The organism is Carnobacterium maltaromaticum DSM 20342 (genome assembly GCF_000744945.1).
Lineage (GTDB): Bacteria > Bacillota > Bacilli > Lactobacillales > Carnobacteriaceae > Carnobacterium > Carnobacterium maltaromaticum.
Map to the genome: position 1 here is coordinate 1,589,132 of NZ_JQMX01000001.1, position 17,849 is coordinate 1,606,980.

At 35.6% G+C, this 17,849-nt stretch carries 12 protein-coding genes and 1 pseudogene; 3 read left to right on the top strand and 10 right to left on the bottom strand.

Translation table 11 applies throughout. The features are described from left to right. Positions 1 to 195: 195 nt before the first annotated feature. The 4 genes from BR77_RS07690 to BR77_RS07705 form a co-directional block, all read right to left on the bottom strand. A complete protein-coding gene (locus BR77_RS07690) occupies positions 196 to 1,527 on the bottom strand; it encodes a 6-phospho-alpha-glucosidase (protein ID WP_010053218.1) in 1,332 nt (443 codons plus the stop codon). Further along, positions 1,527 to 3,140 carry an alpha-glucoside-specific PTS transporter subunit IIBC gene (locus BR77_RS07695; RefSeq protein WP_035064487.1) on the bottom strand — a complete coding sequence of 538 codons (1,614 nt, stop codon included), beginning with the start codon at positions 3,138 to 3,140 and terminating at the stop codon, positions 1,527 to 1,529. Before BR77_RS07695 ends, BR77_RS07690 begins: the two co-directional genes overlap by 1 nt. A gap of 332 nt (positions 3,141 to 3,472) precedes the next feature. After that, on the bottom strand, positions 3,473 to 4,453 hold the full coding sequence (locus BR77_RS07700; protein WP_015075631.1) for a Gfo/Idh/MocA family protein: 981 nt from the start codon (positions 4,451 to 4,453) through the stop codon (positions 3,473 to 3,475). Between the two features lie 54 nt (positions 4,454 to 4,507). After that, entirely contained in the window at positions 4,508 to 5,161 is a 654-nt protein-coding gene (locus BR77_RS07705; protein WP_035064490.1) for an HI_0552 family protein, read from the bottom strand. Between the two features lie 442 nt (positions 5,162 to 5,603). Between BR77_RS07705 and BR77_RS07710 the strand changes: the two genes are divergently transcribed. Together BR77_RS07710 and BR77_RS07715 are read left to right on the top strand one after the other, a co-directional pair. Then, positions 5,604 to 7,049: a glycoside hydrolase family 1 protein gene (locus tag BR77_RS07710; protein WP_015075628.1), complete on the top strand. Its 1,446-nt coding sequence runs from the start codon at positions 5,604 to 5,606 to the stop codon at positions 7,047 to 7,049. A 143-nt stretch (positions 7,050 to 7,192) separates the two neighbouring features. Then, positions 7,193 to 8,533: a PTS sugar transporter subunit IIC gene (locus tag BR77_RS07715; RefSeq protein WP_016356331.1), complete on the top strand. Its 1,341-nt coding sequence runs from the start codon at positions 7,193 to 7,195 to the stop codon at positions 8,531 to 8,533. Positions 8,534 to 8,571: 38 nt separating this feature from the next. Here the strand turns inward: BR77_RS07715 and BR77_RS07720 are convergent, their stop codons facing one another. Beyond that, positions 8,572 to 9,336, bottom strand: coding sequence for a MurR/RpiR family transcriptional regulator (locus tag BR77_RS07720; protein WP_015075625.1), 765 nt, complete (start codon positions 9,334 to 9,336; stop codon positions 8,572 to 8,574). A gap of 76 nt (positions 9,337 to 9,412) precedes the next feature. Between BR77_RS07720 and BR77_RS07725 the strand changes: the two genes are divergently transcribed. After that, entirely contained in the window at positions 9,413 to 10,315 is a 903-nt protein-coding gene (locus tag BR77_RS07725; RefSeq protein WP_035064493.1) for an ROK family protein, read from the top strand. Positions 10,316 to 10,398: 83 nt separating this feature from the next. On the opposite strand, the gene bla is transcribed toward BR77_RS07725, so the two are convergent. From bla to BR77_RS19435, 5 genes and pseudogenes are all read right to left on the bottom strand, one after another. After that, positions 10,399 to 11,304 (bottom strand): class A beta-lactamase, encoded by a 906-nt coding sequence (gene bla, locus BR77_RS07730; RefSeq protein ID WP_015075623.1) that lies wholly within the window; start codon positions 11,302 to 11,304, stop codon positions 10,399 to 10,401. Positions 11,305 to 11,761: 457 nt separating this feature from the next. Continuing rightward, entirely contained in the window at positions 11,762 to 12,007 is a 246-nt protein-coding gene (locus tag BR77_RS07735; RefSeq protein WP_016356330.1) for a hypothetical protein, read from the bottom strand. Between the two features lie 95 nt (positions 12,008 to 12,102). Then, positions 12,103 to 16,194, bottom strand: coding sequence for a MucBP domain-containing protein (locus BR77_RS07740; RefSeq protein WP_015075621.1), 4,092 nt, complete (start codon positions 16,192 to 16,194; stop codon positions 12,103 to 12,105). Positions 16,195 to 16,263: 69 nt separating this feature from the next. Next, positions 16,264 to 16,521: pseudogene (locus BR77_RS19430) on the bottom strand (MucBP domain-containing protein); the annotation flags it as partial. Further along, a complete protein-coding gene (locus tag BR77_RS19435; protein WP_015075620.1) occupies positions 16,470 to 17,804 on the bottom strand; it encodes a hypothetical protein in 1,335 nt (444 codons plus the stop codon). The pseudogene BR77_RS19430 and the gene BR77_RS19435, both read right to left, overlap by 52 nt. Between the last annotated feature and the right edge of the window lie 45 nt (positions 17,805 to 17,849).

The following is a 17,849-nucleotide window of genomic DNA, read 5'->3' on the forward strand; positions in this document are numbered from 1 at the left end:
AGTAATTTGCTCATCCAAGAACATCATTAATACGACTACAAGTCTTTATACTCAGTATACCATTAAGTTAAGACTCTAAAAAAAAGAAAGGTTGTTTTTCTATAATCGCTGAATATCTCCATCATTGCTTTATTTAATTATAGCGAAATCAGGAATATACCATCACAGTATCTTCCTGATTGCTAGAAATTTAATTTAACTTAATTCTGGCCAAAATTCTTGATTGACTTCAACCAATTCATCCAAAATTTGTTTGGCAACAGTTGCATTTGGGACAATTTTAGACATTGTTATTGCTTGCCATAATTTTTGGTAAGATTTTTCTGCCCACGCTTCAACAACTAATTTTTCAACTGCAACTTGTTGTTCCATCAGACCTTTTTGGAAGCGTGGAATTTTGCCTTGTACAAGTGGTTCTGGACCATTTGTTCCAACGATACAAGGTACTTCTACCATTGCCGTTTCTTCAAAGTTTACAATTGCGCCATTATTTTCGACAATCAATAACATCCGCTCATGGGTATTATAAGCAATAGCACGCGCTAAATCGACAATATAAGAAGCATGTTCATCTATTTCTAAAGTCGAGCCTTCAGTTGAACCTAATTCTGCAATACGGTTACATTCACTAAAAACATGCTTTTCTCGTCCAGCCATCACTTCATTGGCACGCGTGTATTCAGGATTAGCATGAGCTACTTCATCACTAGCGTATAAATAGTATTTTAAATACGTGTTAGGTAATGTTTCTGGATCAAGAGCATAAATGTCTTTAGCCTTACTAAACGTGTGCATCCAGCTAGCATCCGTATGCTGAGAGGCTTCAACTTCTTCTTTCAAGGCATAGCCATGTTCGGCAACATGTGCTTTAATTTGTGGCATTAAGTCATTACCTTTTAGGTCTCTAATGTCGGTCCACCAACCAAAATGGTTCAATCCGTAGTAACGCACAACCATTTCTTTGCGAGATTTCAAACCGATGCTATGAGCCATACGTTCTTCAATCCCGATAGGCATATCACAAATATTTAATATTTTTGCAGTTGGACGAAGTTTTCTAGTTGCCTCGGCTACAATGGCTGCCGGGTTGGAATAATTTAGCATCCAAGCATCTGGAGAATATTTTTCCATAAAATCAACTAATTCTAACACACCACCAATTGAACGCATGCCATAAGCAATTCCACCAGGTCCACAAGTTTCCTGACCAACAACACCATATTTCAAAGGAATTTTTTCGTCTTTTTCGCGCATCGCATATTTTCCAACTCGAATGTGAGCCATCACAAAATCAACATCTGTAAAGGCTGTTTCTGGGTCACTAGTTGCTACAAATTTGATATCCGGTGCTTGTTCCTTAATAATGACCGCACAGGCATCTGCTATTTGTTTTTGTCTTGCTGGATCATTATCAAAAAACTTAATTTGACGAATCGGTAACTTTTCCAAATTTGCTAATAGCATTAAGACAATTCCTGGGGTAAAGGTACTACCGCCTCCTGCGACTACGATTGAATGTTTTTTCATTATTGTCCATCTCCTTCAAGATTTTGATTGAATTTTAGTAAATTTTCAAATTGTTCACGAACTTGTGGAACAGATAAACCTACGATTATTTGAAAAGCCTTACCATTGCGTACGACACCGTGGGCACCGCCTTCTCTAAAGACTTCATCCGGCTGAACAAGAGTTTCATCATGTACTCCAATACGCAAACGAGTAGCACAGTTGTTCACATTAGCAATATTATCCGAACCGCCAAGTCCTTCCAAATAGATTGCTGCCGCTTCTGTATACTGATTTGCCCCCTCTATTGCTGGACCACCAGCACCTGCCATTTTTTCTTTGTACTCTTTCTTACTATATAATTTAACATCCGTCGTATCTGCTTCTCGCCCCGGTGTTGCAAAATTGAATTTTAAAATTAAAAAGCGGAAAACTAAGAAATAGATTGCTGTAAAAGCTAAACCAATGACTAATTGAATCGCATAAGTTTGCCAATGATTTGCTCCTAATGGAATCCAATTTTTCGCCAATAAGTCAATAAATCCACCACCCATATCACCAACGACACCAAAAGCATACATGGTTGCTGCCATTGTTGCTGCCAATAATGCATGAACAACAAATAGTACTGGCGCAATAAATAAGAATGTAAATTCTAAAGGTTCAGTAATTCCGGCTAAGACAGCTGTTAGTGTAACAGGGATCAAGATAGCCAGCACTTTTTTACGTTTTTCAGGTTTAGCAGTGGCATAAAAGGCTGCCGCAATCCCTGGTGCTGCAAATATTTTTGAATTTCCATGAAGAGCGAATCCACCTTCTGGAAAAAGTTTCTTTAAAGGTTCAGTTGATCTAGAAAATTCATTTAGATGATCCATCCAGTATCTGGTAATCCCACCTTCAACAACCGCTGGACCAAAAATAAATGGTGTATAGATGAAATGATGCAGACCTGTTGGTATCAGAATTCGTTCTAAGAAAGTATAGAGCCAAACACCAAAAACACCTGAGGCTGCTAAGAATCCTTGCATAGATCCAATACCTAATTGAATTTTAGGCCAAATCCAGGCTGTTAAAATAGCGATGGGTAACATCATGAAGAATCCAATAATGACAACCAATGAAGATCCTTGAAAAATACCTAAAAATTCTGGTAATTTCACATCAAAATAACGATTATGAATCCAAACGACTATCGCTGAAATTAAGATAGCTCCAACAATACCTGTATCTAATGTTTTGATTCCTGCTATCATCTTAAGACCAGTGCCACTATCAGCACTACCAGCATAATCAACACCAAACGTTTTCCCAAAATGTTCTAATATACTTCCAACAAAGTAATTGAAAGTTAAATATGTGACAACAGCTTCCATCGCTGCTCTAGCATTCGCTTTTTTAGCTAAACCAATCGGCAAGCCAATTACAAATAATAATTCCATTTGATTAAAAACAGTCCAAGCTCCACTTTCAACAACAGACCAAGCGTTGTACCAAAAAGTGCCTTCATTCGCAATACTGCCAACGAGCATTGGATTTTTAAAGATGATAGTTAAAGCCAGCATAATTCCTGAAAAAGAAAAAAGTAATACGGGTGTAAACATCGCGCCACCAAAGCGCTGAATTTTTTCCATCATAAATGCAATCTCCTTTGTAATAAAAAGTTTGTTGAGACGGGTAGCTCCGATAAGAAAATAGGGGAAATTGATATGGCGCTTTTTGCCATCTCGAATTTCCATCTTTTTCTCGAGGAGTTGGTTCATAAGAACTAAAATGATAAAAAAGTTTACTAAACCGGTTTGTTTTAGTAGGCCTAATATAGTTATACCATCTAAAAAAACTTGATACAATCCTTTATCAGACTAAAGGGAAGCGCTTACTTAATATGGACTATTTCTCAAAACACGGGAAGTTTCCCAGAAAACATAAATAAAGAGACTTAACAAAAAATAAGTCTCTTCATCGTTTATTATTTTATTGTTAGTAATCCATTTCCGATCCACTCTTGATACATTGTCTCAATGATCGTAATTGTCGAAACAGTTACAGATTCTGACATCCACGGGCTTTGAATGAAACCTTTTTCTAAACAGTTATTTACATGATCTACCTCATACGCAAACTCGCTTAGCATTGGAAATTTAAAAATTTCTGATTCTTCCCCATTAATAGTTACTGTTAATTCTGTTGCTTTCCAATAATTTGGAATAGTAATCGAGCCCTTCTCACCATAGATAGTCAAGGCACTAGGAGCATCGACTAAGGTTGTAATAAAAATTGTTGCAAGAGTATCTTCGCCTAACTTTAATGATAATGTACACTGTGAGTCAGATTGATTAGGTTTTCCTAAGCAAGTTCCCGTCCAACTTGAAAATTGATTTCCTAAGACAAATTGTAGATATTCTAACGGATACGTTCCACTTCCAAACAATGCACCACCACCTGATTCCAAAGAATCAAACCACTTAATTCGTTCAACACCTAAATGACTACTACTTGCATTTACGTATCGGATTTTACCAATTATGCCAGTCTCAATGAGCTCCTTTACTTTAAGAGTTGCAGGTAAAAAGACAGCCTTCTGAGCTTCCATAATAAACAAATTATGCTCTTTTGCATAGGCAAATAATTCCTTAGCTTCTTTTACAGTTAAACAAAAGGGTTTCTCCAGTAAGACATGTTTTCCATTTTTTAAAGCTAGCATAGCAGCTGAATAATGAGCCTTATTGTATGTAGCAACATAAATAATCTCAATTTCTGAATCTTGGCAAATTGCTTCATAACTTCCATATACATTGGGAATAGCTAACTCCTTGGCTAGCAATTTAGCTTTCTCTATGGAACGCGAAGCAATGCCTTTAACAAAACCATGTTGGCTTGCATTCACACCAGCAACAAATCGTGGCACAATCGATGCTGTGCTTAAAATACCATAATTGATTTTCTTCATATTTTTAGCTCCTCAAATCATATATTTAGTTTTTATTTTAGCAATTTGGTGTGCTTATTGGAAAATTTGATACAATTCTCCAAGTTCAATTAATTTTTCAGTCACTACTTCTTCAACATTTTTAATTTCAGGCTGCCGCTTGAGGATGTAGCCAATTTGAAACGTTTCGTCTTTATCAATCTCAGCTTTTATTGTAGCTTGAATCTCAGAATTTGTTAAGTAATCTGATAAACTATAATAAGAATCATACTCATCACTTTTGGTTGTCCAAATAAAATAATTATCTTGATTGATTTTAGTAGCCCACTCACCTATTTGTTTTAAATTCCGATTGTATTGACTAGCAGACACAGTTGATTGATTTTTTTTATATTTTTGCCACATAATCGTTATCCTGAAATTTTGTCTATTCAGTAAAACGCCGATACAAGTTGCTTCAGATTCTCTACCTTCCATACGATAAGAAGCCCAATAATGCTTTCTAATTTGCCAACCATTTGTCCAACTTTCAATTTTTGGTTTATTATAAGGGATATAACGGATACTCTTTTCATACGCTTTAAGATTCAAACTTTTCCATTTTTGCCAAAGTTCTTTATATTGTTGTTTAATCCATTCTATTTCATCATAATCAAACTGTTGCTTTAGTTTAACAAATAGGACAACTTCTCGATTAAATAGACGAAAATCTTTTTCAACTAAATTCATTTTTTCTGCTCATTTCTATGTAAATTTAAAATCTAAATACAAATAAAGACTAACAAGCTCCTATTTTTCATAAGAATACGATTCTATCTTACTTACAACTAGAATAGTATAATGGATGCTTGTTAGTCTCTATTAAATTGACAAGGATTATACAAAATCCCAACCTCTTTCTGATTGCTTTTGAACGATTAACTTGGCTTTCGTTAATCTAGCATTTATTATGGGATTACTAATCCTTAAGTAAATTATACCACAATAAATATAAAAAGCAAACGTTTTCAACTTTTTTCTTTACTACTTAATTTTGTTAATGAAACGTGGTGTTTCATTACTGATAAAACTACCTACTTTTTTGAAAAGGTTTACATACTCATTTTGAAATACTATGATTAAATTGCTGATAGGAACATTCTATCTGACTACTATTTAAAGGAGCCTAACTATGATACACACAAAATTAGACCCGTTTCCGAAAGACTTTTTATGGGGTTCAGCTTCAGCCGCCTATCAAGTCGAAGGAGCATGGAATCTCGATGGAAAAGGAAAATCTGTTTGGGATGAATTTGTTCGAATTCCAAATAAAACATTTAAAGGCAGTAATGGAGATGTAGCCGTTGACCACTACCATCGCTTTAAAGAAGATATCGCTTTGATGGCTGAACAGGGGTTAAAAACCTATCGCTTCTCAATTGCTTGGACACGAATTTTACCTGATGGACGAGGAGAAATCAATCAAAAAGGGTTAGATTTTTATAGCGACCTAATTAACGAGCTTTTAAAGTACGGAATTGAACCGATTGTTACTCTTTATCATTGGGATTTGCCACAAGCTTTAGAGGATGCTTATGGTGGTTGGGAATCTCGTCAAGTTATTCAAGATTTTACTAACTATGCAAAAATTTTATTTGATGCCTACTCTGATCGGGTTAACTATTGGGTCTCACTAAATGAACAAAATGTCTTTATGATGCACGGCTTTTTAATGGCCTCTCATCCACCCGCTGTAACAGATCCTAAACGTATGTATGCAGCAAATCATATTGCTAATCTTGCTAACGCTTCTGTTATTAAAGCTTTTAGAGATGGAAAATACCCTGGAAAAATCGGTCCTAGTTTTGCTATGAGCCCTGCTTATGCTGTCGATTGTCAGCCGGAAAATGTAATCGCTACCGAAAATATGTTGGATTTATTCACTAATTTTTGGATGGATGTTTACGTCTATGGTCGCTATCCTAAGGTCGCTTTAAAAAATCTAGCAAAAAATGGACTGGCTCCTGTTTTTGAAGCAGGTGATGAAGACTTATTAAAAGCTGGAAAACCTGATTTTATGGGTGTGAATTATTACCAATCTATGACCATTGCCAGTAATCCATTAGATGGTGTGACCATGACTGGTGAAGCAAACTATTCTGGTAAAAAAGGAACAACAAAAGAAGCAGGCCAGCCTGGCATGTATAAAATTGTATCAAATCCTTATTTAGAAAAAACAAATTGGGACTGGACAATTGATCCAGCAGGTTTAAGAATTAGTTTACGTCGCATTTCAAGCCGCTATGATTTACCTATTTTAATTACTGAAAATGGCTTAGGTGATTTTGATACGCTAGAAGCAGATGGTCAGGTTCATGATCAACCTCGGATTGATTACTTAAAAACCCATTGTCTAGCTATCCAAGAAGCCATAACAGATGGCGTTGAAGTCCTTGGCTATTGTACATGGAGTTTTACCGATTTATTAAGCTGGTTAAATGGTTATCAAAAACGCTATGGTTTTGTCTATGTAGATCGCGATGAAACGAATGAAAAAGAGTTAAAACGCTATAAAAAAGATAGTTTTAATTGGTATCGTGATGTCATTCGAACAAATGGAGCAAGTCTTTCAGAATAGATTCAGGCTAATTTCATCTCGCAAGCCTCTTGAAGAAAAAGATAAATGACAAAAATGTAAATAGACACTTTTCCTGAAATTTTCTATTTTCTAGTCGCGCCTACACTGCGGGCTAAATATACTATATAAGGAGTTGTTTTATTATGATGGATAAATTAGAAATTTTTTTAAATAAATTTTTAGGTCCTATTGCCAATTGGATGAATAAAAGCAAATTTTTTAGTGCCCTATCTGAAGCTTTTATGCGGACGACACCCGTCACTCTAGGTGCAGCGGTCTTAATGATTATCGGAAATTTCCCGATACCTGCTTGGGTTGCATTTGTAGAAAGTTCTGGCTTAAAGGTTCATTTTGATTCAGTTATCGGTGCTACTCTCAATGCTATTTCCATTTTTATCGTATTTAACTTTGCTTATGTTTATGCTAAAAAAGAAAATTACAATCCACTTTCTGCTGGTTTACTAGCAGTTGGTAGTTTCTTTATTTTAATGCCGCAACAAGTTGCAGTTCCTACTCTTGAAACTGCAGTCACTAAATTCCCTTCACAAGGAATTGTTACTGGCACGACAAATGTTGAGGCTTTTCAAACTTTATACACTGGCGGAACAGGATTGTTAGTTGCTATTATTGTTGGATATATCGTTGCGCGTTTGTATGTCTTTTTAAATAAAAAAAATCTAGTCGTTAAAATGCCGGACAGTGTCCCACCTAATGTTGCGGAATCTCTAAGTCCTTCTCTTTTAGCAGGTGCGATTTTTATTTTCTTCTTTATTATTCGCTTGTTATTTAGCTTTACACCTTTTGGCAGTGTTTTTGCTTTTGTCTTTGGCTCGATTCAAGCTCCTTTACAAGCATTAACAGGATCCCCAATTACTATTATTATCATCTTTACTATAGCTAATATGCTTTGGTTCTTTGGGATTCATCCTAACATGGTTTATGGAGTCGTGATGCCTATGTTGCTTGCCAATAGTGTTGCCAATATGAATGCCTTTCGTGAAGGTCAACCATTACCATTCTTATTAGCCACAGTAATTGCTCAAGTATGTGGAAATGGCTTTGGTGGGCAAGGAAGCACGTATGGCTTAGTAGTTGCTATGTTTACAGCAAAATCTGAACGGTATAAACAACTCTTAAAATTAGCTGGGCCACCAAGTATTTTTAATGTAAATGAGCCTCTTGTTTTTGGAGCACCATTAATGTTAAATCCTATCTTTTTTATTCCAATGGCTATCACACCTTTAATTATGGGAAGTACGGCTTGGATTTTAGTAAAATTATTAAACTTTACCGAATTAAATCCACTTATTTCCTTACCTTGGACCACTCCTGCTCCAATTTTAATGGGATTACAAGGTGGTTGGAAATATTTAATTATTTTCGCTGTTGTCTTTATCTTAAATTTAATTATTTGGTTCCCATTTTTCCGTATCGCTGACAATCGTGCAGTCGATGAGGAGAAAGCTTTCGCAGAATCAAACTAACTTAAATTTATTCGTTGATTGACTGAATCAGAAAAACTTTATTTCTGATTCAGTTCTTCTTTTTTACCAGAATGCATTAATAAATATAATTTTTTAACTAACGTCTCAATTATAAAAACAACAGGCAATTGAGAAGAAATATCCACATTATACTGTAAACGATCATAAGAAGTATCATAGGACAAATTAATACTCGTTAGACCGGCAAGATGATTCTCAATATGATTGGTAATACTTACCGAGAATGCCTCTGCCTCTTTTAAAAGATTTGCAATATGAAGTATCTCGAACGTTTCACCGGAAACAGAAAAAAGTAACGTAACATCCTTTGGACTGTGCTTCTGACTTTCTTTTAAATAAGGTAAATAAAGGGACGTTGAATGAAAACTACGCAAACCAATTGTGGTAAATTGCTTCGCTGCATACTCTGCCATAACGCCAGATGAACCCATACCTAAGCAATAAATTAAGGGCGCTTCGATTAATTTTGCTGTAATAAGATCAATTTGTTCTTCTAAGTCATTAGAAAAAACATCTAATGGCAAAATTCCTCGGCGCCTTTCTTCATTCTTTAAAATGCTTTTTTGTTGCTCCACATAATTTTTAATTGCTACTTTCATTTCTGGGAAACTAGCAAATCCAGCTTTTTGGGAAAAGCGCATGACGGTTGCCGGCGATACATGTACAGCTTCAGCCAATTCTCGAATACGCATAAAAGCCACTTGCTCTAAATTCCCATTGATATATTTAATTAAAAGTTGATCTAGGTCAGTATAGGTTTCTGTATCAAATAAATCGAACATGCAAAAATCACTCCTTTGTAGTATCATTAACTTTATTCTAGCTTAAAAAAATTTACTCGTAAAGGCGGTTATTCATTTGACAAATTACATTGGAATCGACATTGGCGGAACTGCAGTAAAATATGCGTTATTGGATGAAAAAGGAACCATTACGCAAGCCGGGAAAAAACAAAGTCCGAAAACCCTTGAAGCATTAATTACTTGCCTAAAAAACATTCAAAATGAATTCTCTTCTCTTCCAATTGTTGGTATTGCTCTAAGCATGCCGGGGTTAATTGATTCTAGTACAGGTCATGCAGTTCATGGTGGAGCTTTAACTTTTATTCGTGATTGCAATATTCGGGATATCTTAACCGAAGCTTGTCAAACAACTATTCATATCGAAAATGACGGAAAATGTGCCGCATTGGGCGAGTATTGGCAAGGTCGTTTAGCCGGACATTCAAATGGAGTTGCTTTAGTTTTAGGTACAGGTATTGGCGGCGGAATTATCGTTAATGATCAGTTATTAAAAGGGGCCCATTTATCTGCTGGTGAATTTTCTTTCATTCAAACCTCTCAAGATTTTGGCGAATTAAAAGATCTTTTTGCTTACAGAAACAGTGTACCCCTGCTGGTAAAAAACTATGCCGAAGAAAAAGATATTCCTCTGAAAGATATGGATGGAAAGATTTTCTTTAAAGCCGTTGACGATGAAGAACCTTTAGCAGTTAAGCTCCTAGAAGATTACTGCCAGTCTTTGACACAGCAAATTATGAATTTACAAACCATTCTAGATCCGGAAGTGATTACTATTGGTGGAGGTATTAGTAAACAAGGACGCTTATTTGAATTAATTGACTATTACTTAGATAGCTATCTTAAAAAAGTCCCATATCCGATTGTTCGTCCAACTGTTTGTCAATCAACACTAGGAAATCACGCTAATTTATTAGGTGCTCTAAAGAATTATTTTATTCAAACTGAGTTAAATAGTTAACATAAAAAAAGTCAGCCATTTAGTTAAACTAAATGGCTGACTTTTTTTTATTCACTATATCTACTATTTCTAAATATTAACGACTATAATTTAAAATAATCACCTACTAGTTTAGCAGATTTTGCAATTAATTCATCTTGATAAGCGTCATCCTTGTTGGTTTTATTTGAAAAGATAACTAAGACTATCGGTTTTCTGTCTGGTGGGTATAAGACAGCAATATCATTTCTCGTCCCATATGAAGCGGCACCTGATTTATCGCCAACAAGTATATCTGTCGGAATCCCAGCTCGAATCAAATTTCCGCCTGTTTTATTCTCAACTAACTGCTTTTTATAAAAAGTTAATTTATCAGGAGCTAGAGTCTTGTCTGCAGTCAATTTTTTTAAATCCAGCGCAATCGCTTTTGGAGTGCTTGTATCGCGACAATCACCTGGTATTGCTTCATTTAACTCTGGTTCATAGCGAACCGATTCTGTTGTATGGTCACCTAATTTTTCCAATTCTTTTTGAAATCCTGCTGGTCCGCCTAGTTGATCAAAAAGAATATTTCCTGCTGTGTTATCACTGTATTCCATCGCAGCACCAATAATATCTTTTAAGGGCATACCTATCCCAACATATTTTTCTGTAATTGGGGAATAATCAACTAAATCTTCTTGATTAATCATCATTGTTTGATTCAGCTCATCCCAATTAAATTTATCTAGTACTAACCCACCTGCCAAGGCTTTGTACGTAGAAGCAAATGCAAAACGTTGTTCTCCATTATAATTAATGGTTTTATTCGTTTCTGTATCAATTGCATAAACTCCAAGTGTAGCTTCATATTCCTTTTCTAATTTCTTTAAGTCTGAATCTATCGCTTTATTTGAGATTTTTTGAACGGTTTTCACCTGGGCTCCTACTGGTTTCTGGCTCAATAAATAGCCTCCAACTACTGCTAAACATACACCTACTAAAGCATAACTTTTATAATTCATTTTCATCTTCCCTCTCTTAATTGCATTTACTTTGTTCAACAGTAGTTTATCAATTCATAGTTAATATTCAATTAAGGAACTTTTAAAAATATCTTGGCAAGCAAAAAAGCCCTTCTTCATTAGCTTATAATAAACTAACAAGAACTGGCTCTTATTTATCTTTTTCTAACAAATGTAGTTACAAATAGAATTAATTGGCTAACGAATATTCCTGCTGAATAAAGCACGCTACCAATAATTAAGAGTAAAAAAAGATCACATCTCAAGCTGTTCAGGCAAGATGTAGTTAGAGTTACAATACAAAACTAGAATCATTGAGCCTAGTAAATCTAAACTCAGCATTTGAGGGACATGTTAGCGCATGTCTCTCTTTTCATATCTAGTATACTGCAAAACTCAATTTTCTTCTAGCCTTAAATCCGACTCATTGTTTTTCCAACATCTAACTAAAACATTCATGTTCCTATATCATCTTTTTTTCTTGGTTTATTGTTGAGAAATAGTTGCCTTTATAGTAAAAACCTTCTTCAATAAAATCAATATGCAAGTATTCTTCGACTAAATAAAATTCTTTTTGTAAAAAGGTCACAATTTCTTTCTTTGTTAAGCCTACTGGAATAATGAAAACTCGATTGTATCTTTTTTTTTCGAAGCTGAGAAATTCAATATTTATAATTTCAACGTCTAGCCATTTTTCTTCAAATTTCATTTCTTTTCACCTTCTTTAATACATTTTTTCAGCATCCTACTATCTAAAAATTCTGAGTACTTAGTTAACTAAGTACTCAGAATTATACTAATTTTTTATTTGCTGCCAATTCCTCTATAGGTAAAGTAAATTGTTTCAGGATCTTTATCGCCTAAACTCCAATTTACTGTTACTTTACTTACAGTTCCCAATAAGGTGTATTTCTCAATTACTGGGGCTAAGACTGTCAAGGTTTGACCTGATTGAACTACTTTTACATTCGATTTCAAGATATTTCCATATAAATCAATACAAACGACTTTAACTGGTTTTATGTCTGGATTTGTTGAATTAAATTTATAGGTTAAATTAAGAGTTTGATTGTTTTCAGTAAATCTTTGTCCTTTAAGCTCTTGAAGGCTGCTGCCAATCACAGTATAGCCCAGAATTTCTTTAGCATTATTTTCAGGCCAAATCGAATCTCCTACTAACCCTGTTCGTTTTTCTGGCTCAGCTAATTCAACACCATCTTCATTTACAAAGCGAATGGTCACTTCTCCACCAGTTGCTTTCTCATACTGATAATTCACCGTTTGAGTTGCATTTGTAAAGCTTCCACTTGCATTGCTTGGCATTTCTACAAGTCGATAACCTGGAATTATTTTTGCTTCTGATTGGTAATGCGCACCAACCGTCCCAGTTAGGCTATCCGAGTCAGCAACTTCCACCAATGTATCTTTATCTACATAGTTGATTGTTACAGCGCCTGCCGGAATTTCACCTTTTTCAAATACATAAACAACAATTTGCTTTTTATTTGTAAAAGTTCCAGTTACGTTAGCTGGAATTTCTTTGACTGAATACCCTAATGCAACTGCTTTTTGAATTTCGGTTTGAACCTCTTCATTATTTTCACTTGTTGCATCATATCCAGCACCTAGATTTCCACTCAACGTCAAGGGACTCAATCCTGCTAGTGCTTCACCTGTTTCTTTCACAAATTTCACTTCAACATTTGCTCCAGCTACCGGTTCACGGGTATATACAAAGGAGATAACTGTCTCTTCATTTGCATAAGTAGCCGTTTGACTTTCTGCATTTGCTACGTAGCCTTTAATCTTTTTAGCTTTTGCAGTATACTCTGTTCCAACATTCCCTTTAACTGTTACAGGCAAAGCTAATTGTTTTCCAAATTCATCTTGGTAAGTTACCTTAATTAAACCTTTTTCTATTTTATCTTTTTTGTAAATAAAGGTAACTGTTTTTTCTTCATTGGTTAAGAAGCCTACCTTTGATCCAATAAGTCGATCAAATGTATAACCAACTGTCTCTGTGGATAATAGTGGTAAAAATTCATAGGCATCACCAAACGCTCCCCGTTTATACTCTTCTTTAAAAATAGTTCCATCAGCGCCAATATGTTTTTCTAATACTGGCTTAGCAACTTTACCCGTATAATAAATGACTTTGGTTTGCGGTTGTTTTTCTAGAGAGAACGTTAAATTTTGATTAGGATTAAGCGTATAGTTTTGGAATATACCTTCTGTTGGAGGAGTTAAAGTAACTTCATCTCCCACAGAACCTGTTATTTCTTCTGTTTTCAATATTTTTCCGATTTGGTTTTGATATTCAATGGTCAATTTGCCCGCAAGTTGACCTTTATATTTATAAATAACCTCTTGTGGTTGGTCGTTTAGTCTACCAGTAACCGGCGAACTCGTTGTTTCTCCATTCAGTGTAGCTTGTGAGAAATTATAATCTGGAAAGACTTCTTCAGTTGTTCTAAAATGATCCCCATATCTACCTGTTAATTTGATTGGTTCTGTAATCGTATCATTTGTTAACTGTATACCGTTTTGATCTACATAACGAACAGTTACATCACCTTTACCAGTGACATCCTCACCTGTGTAGGTTAATGCAACGGTTTGAGGTGTTGTCAAGAACGTTCCCGTTTCATTGCCTGGCAGTGAGTCTATTTGGTAATGATCAAATGTTTTTAGTTCAGCAGTATAGTTTGAACCGAAATCACCTTTTAGTGTGATTGGTGCAGCTAAATCATCTCCTGCTTGATTTTTATAGGTAACTGTTACAGTACCAATCTTATTCCCTTTATATTGATAAATAACCGTTTGTGGTTCATCTGTATAAAAACCCGTAGCTGGAGCCCCATTTTCTGCTAATTTAACAAAATCATAATTAGGAATTGTTTTTTGCTCTGTTGTATACGGGCTGCCATATAATTTATCACCATCTGCAGCTTTTTCTTCCGCAATTGCTACGCCTTCTTGATTGATATATCGTGCTACTACAGCGCCTGCTTCATTCCCAACTAACTCACCTGTATACGTAATTACCACTGTTTGTGGCATATCTGTCACAGTACCAACTGAATTTCCTGGCAATTCATTTCTAGTGTAATGGTCAAAATCTTTTAATAATTCACCATTGTTATCTGTTGCTACATTATAAGGTTGACCATAAATCCCCGTAATATAAGCAGTATCTAACAAAGTGCCTGCTTGATTGCGATACTCAATCGTAATTTTCCCTGCTTCTCCAACTTCTTCCCCTTTATAACGATAAATAACCGTTTGAGGTTTATCACTATATAAACCTGTAGCTGATGAACCAGACGGATCAATATCGACAAATTCATAATGAGGAATATCTTTTTGTTCTGTTGTATAAGGACTTCCATACAAACCATTACCACTTGCAGGATTTTCTGGTGAAATCGTTACGCCTTCTTGATTGATATATTTGGCTATAACTTTTCCTCGACTTTCACCAACTTCTTGCCCTTTATAGGTGTAGGTAACTACTTGAGGTTCTGCAGAATAATGTCCTTTTGCAGGAATCTCAGTTGTTACCACTCCATTAACATCTACTGATTCCAAGTCGTAATTAGCAATTGTTTTATTTTTTGTTGTATAGGGACTTCCGTATAAACCATCCCCTTCTGCATCAACTTCTGGAGCAATTGTAGCCCCTTCTTGATTCACATAACGAACCGTTACTCGACCTAATTCATTTCCAACTTGATTCCCCGTGTAAGTTACAATAATAGTTTGCGGAGTATCGGAAATTGTTCCGCTAGCATTTTCTGGTAAAGTATCTCGCGTATAATGCTCAAAAGTCTTTAATAAATTCCCATTTTGGTCTGTTTCTAGATTGTAAGTTTGACCATAATGTCCTGTAATATAGGCTTTATCCAATAATTTACCAATTTGATTTCGGTATTCTATCGTTATTTTGCCTTCTTCACTAACATCTCGCCCTTGATATCGATAGATAACCGTTTGCGGCGTTTCTTTATAAAACCCTGTAGGTGGAGCATTTTCTACATCGTTACCGACAAATTCATAGTTCTCAATCACTTTTTGTTCAGTTGTATAGGGACTACCAAAGAGGCCATCACCATTTGCCTCAACTTCAGGTGAAATCACAACACCTTCTTGATTAAGGTACTTAGCCGTTACTCTCCCGATATTATTCCCAACTTGATCACCAGTATACGTCAGAGTGATTGTTTGTGGCACATCCGTAATCTTTCCAACTGCATTCCCAGGTAATTCATTGCGTGTATAATGCTCAAACTCTTTTAACAATACTCCATTATTATCGGTTGAAAGATTGTATGTCTGACCATATATTCCTGTGAATGACTCCGTTGCTAACATTGTTCCTGCTTGATTTTTATAATTGACTGTAATTTTGCCCGCTTCGCCTACGTCTTCACCTTGATAACGATACGTAACTATTTGTTGAGTTGCAGTATAGAAACCCGCCGCTGAGGCTCCATCTGGATCAACATCGATAAATTGATAATGATCAATTTCTTTTTCCTCGGTTGTATATGGGCTACCAAATAAACCATTTCCCGTCGCAGATACTTCTGGTGAAATATCAGCACCTTCTTGATTTACATAACGAACTTTTACTTGTCCTTTATTTTCACCAACCTGTTGACCTTGATAGTGATACGTGACAAATTGTGGATCCATTGTATAGATTCCACTGACAGGAATCTCTGATACAGCCTGTCCATCTAGTTCTGCTGATTTAAACTCATAATTTTCTATCTCGTGTTTGACCGTAGTAAAATGACTACCAACTAATTCATCTCCAATTGCCTCAACTTCATCAGCTATGGCTACGCCTTCTTGGTTAATATAGGTAACATGTACTTTCCCGTCATCGCCCACAGGGTGACCTTTATACTTAAATTTAACCGTTTGTGGCGTATTTGAATAGGTTCCATTTTGAGTCGCACCTGTTGGATCAACTCCAACAAAATCATAATGAGAAAAATCTTTTTGTACTGTAGAATAAGGACTTCCATAACGGCCATTTCCGGTTGCTGGAATTTCAGTAGTTAACTCATCCTGTGCCTGATTAATGTATTGAGCCGTGACTTTACCCGTAGTTTCACCAACTAAATCACCTAAATACTTAATGACTACTGTTTGAGGTTCATCTGTTACTGTACCGCTTTTATTGCCTGGTAAAGCTTCGATAGTGTAATAGTCAAAATTAGGTAATAAAGTTCCCCCATTATCTGTTTCAACATCATACTCTTCCCCATATTTTTTTCTATCTTAGCAGAAGCTTTTAAGGTTGCCCCTTCTTGATTTTTATATTCAATCGTTACTGGCTGACTCTTTGGGAGAACTAAATCAACAGAAATGGAATCCGAATAGTAGCCATTTGAATCAATCGCATAAATACTAATTTGCTTCGGCATTGCTCCTGTTAATTCTTCTGCTGGTAGTGTTAATTCCCAAGGAAAAGCCGTATTTACAGGATTATTTGGAAGTGTTTTAAATTTTTTTGCTGTATTACCATCTACTTGATAATAAAGATCCAAATTTGTTACTGAAGAATCTTTTGATAAAACTGTCCCATTTAAAGCTAAATCTCCCCCACGATATTCAACTTCTTCTTGTTCAACTGTCACTTCTGGTGCGTCAATATTTTCTGGTGTCACTCCTACAATATACCCGATTTCTCTAGAACTATCTTTAGGAAAATCTTTAGGAGACCACTTCATAAAGATTCCAGAATCTCCATTACTAAAGGCAATATCACCCTCTGGTTTATTTAAAGAAGCTTGACCAAGGTTTGTTGGGTTACTAAAGACAACTGGAACAATTTGTTTATTATATTGATCTGCCGCCCAACCTTCTGGTCCGATTGGCATATGAAAATTATAAGACAATTTAAAATCATCCTGAGCAATATAAAGACCATTATTTGATCCTAAATATTTTACAGGTACAGCATCATTGCCATTCAACTTCGTGTCATAGCTTCTAGCAATCCAGACATTTTCTAAGTCCTTACCAGAAATATTTTTAATAGTATCTGAAACGATAATATTATTTCCTCTTGGCGCTAAGGTTGAAGTGATTTCAAACAGATTTCCAGCATAATCAGCAGTATAAGTTGCCGTAACAGCTGAATTAATTCCACCTCCAGTAATTGAGCTGACAGTAATATTAGTCGGATCTACATAACTATTAGCCCCGTTAAATCCCATCGAAATCGTTCCTTTATTACCTCCGTTTGAATATAGGTGTTCCACTCGTTTCCCTTTAGTTAAAAAATTCACATTAGCTACTTGCACACGATTCGGAGTAATCTCTACATTTCCTGGCTTATTTCCAAAATAATAGGAAAGTTGTAAATCTTCTCCAACATCAATCAATCCCTCCCTTGCAACGGTATCTGCTACCGCCAACTTTGCTCCTGAAAAGCCAAAAATCGAGCTAATCAGAATAAGAAGGGCTAGTTGCCACTTGCTTTTTTTCATCATTAACACCATTCTCCTATTCAATTGAACCAACGACCGAGAATGGTA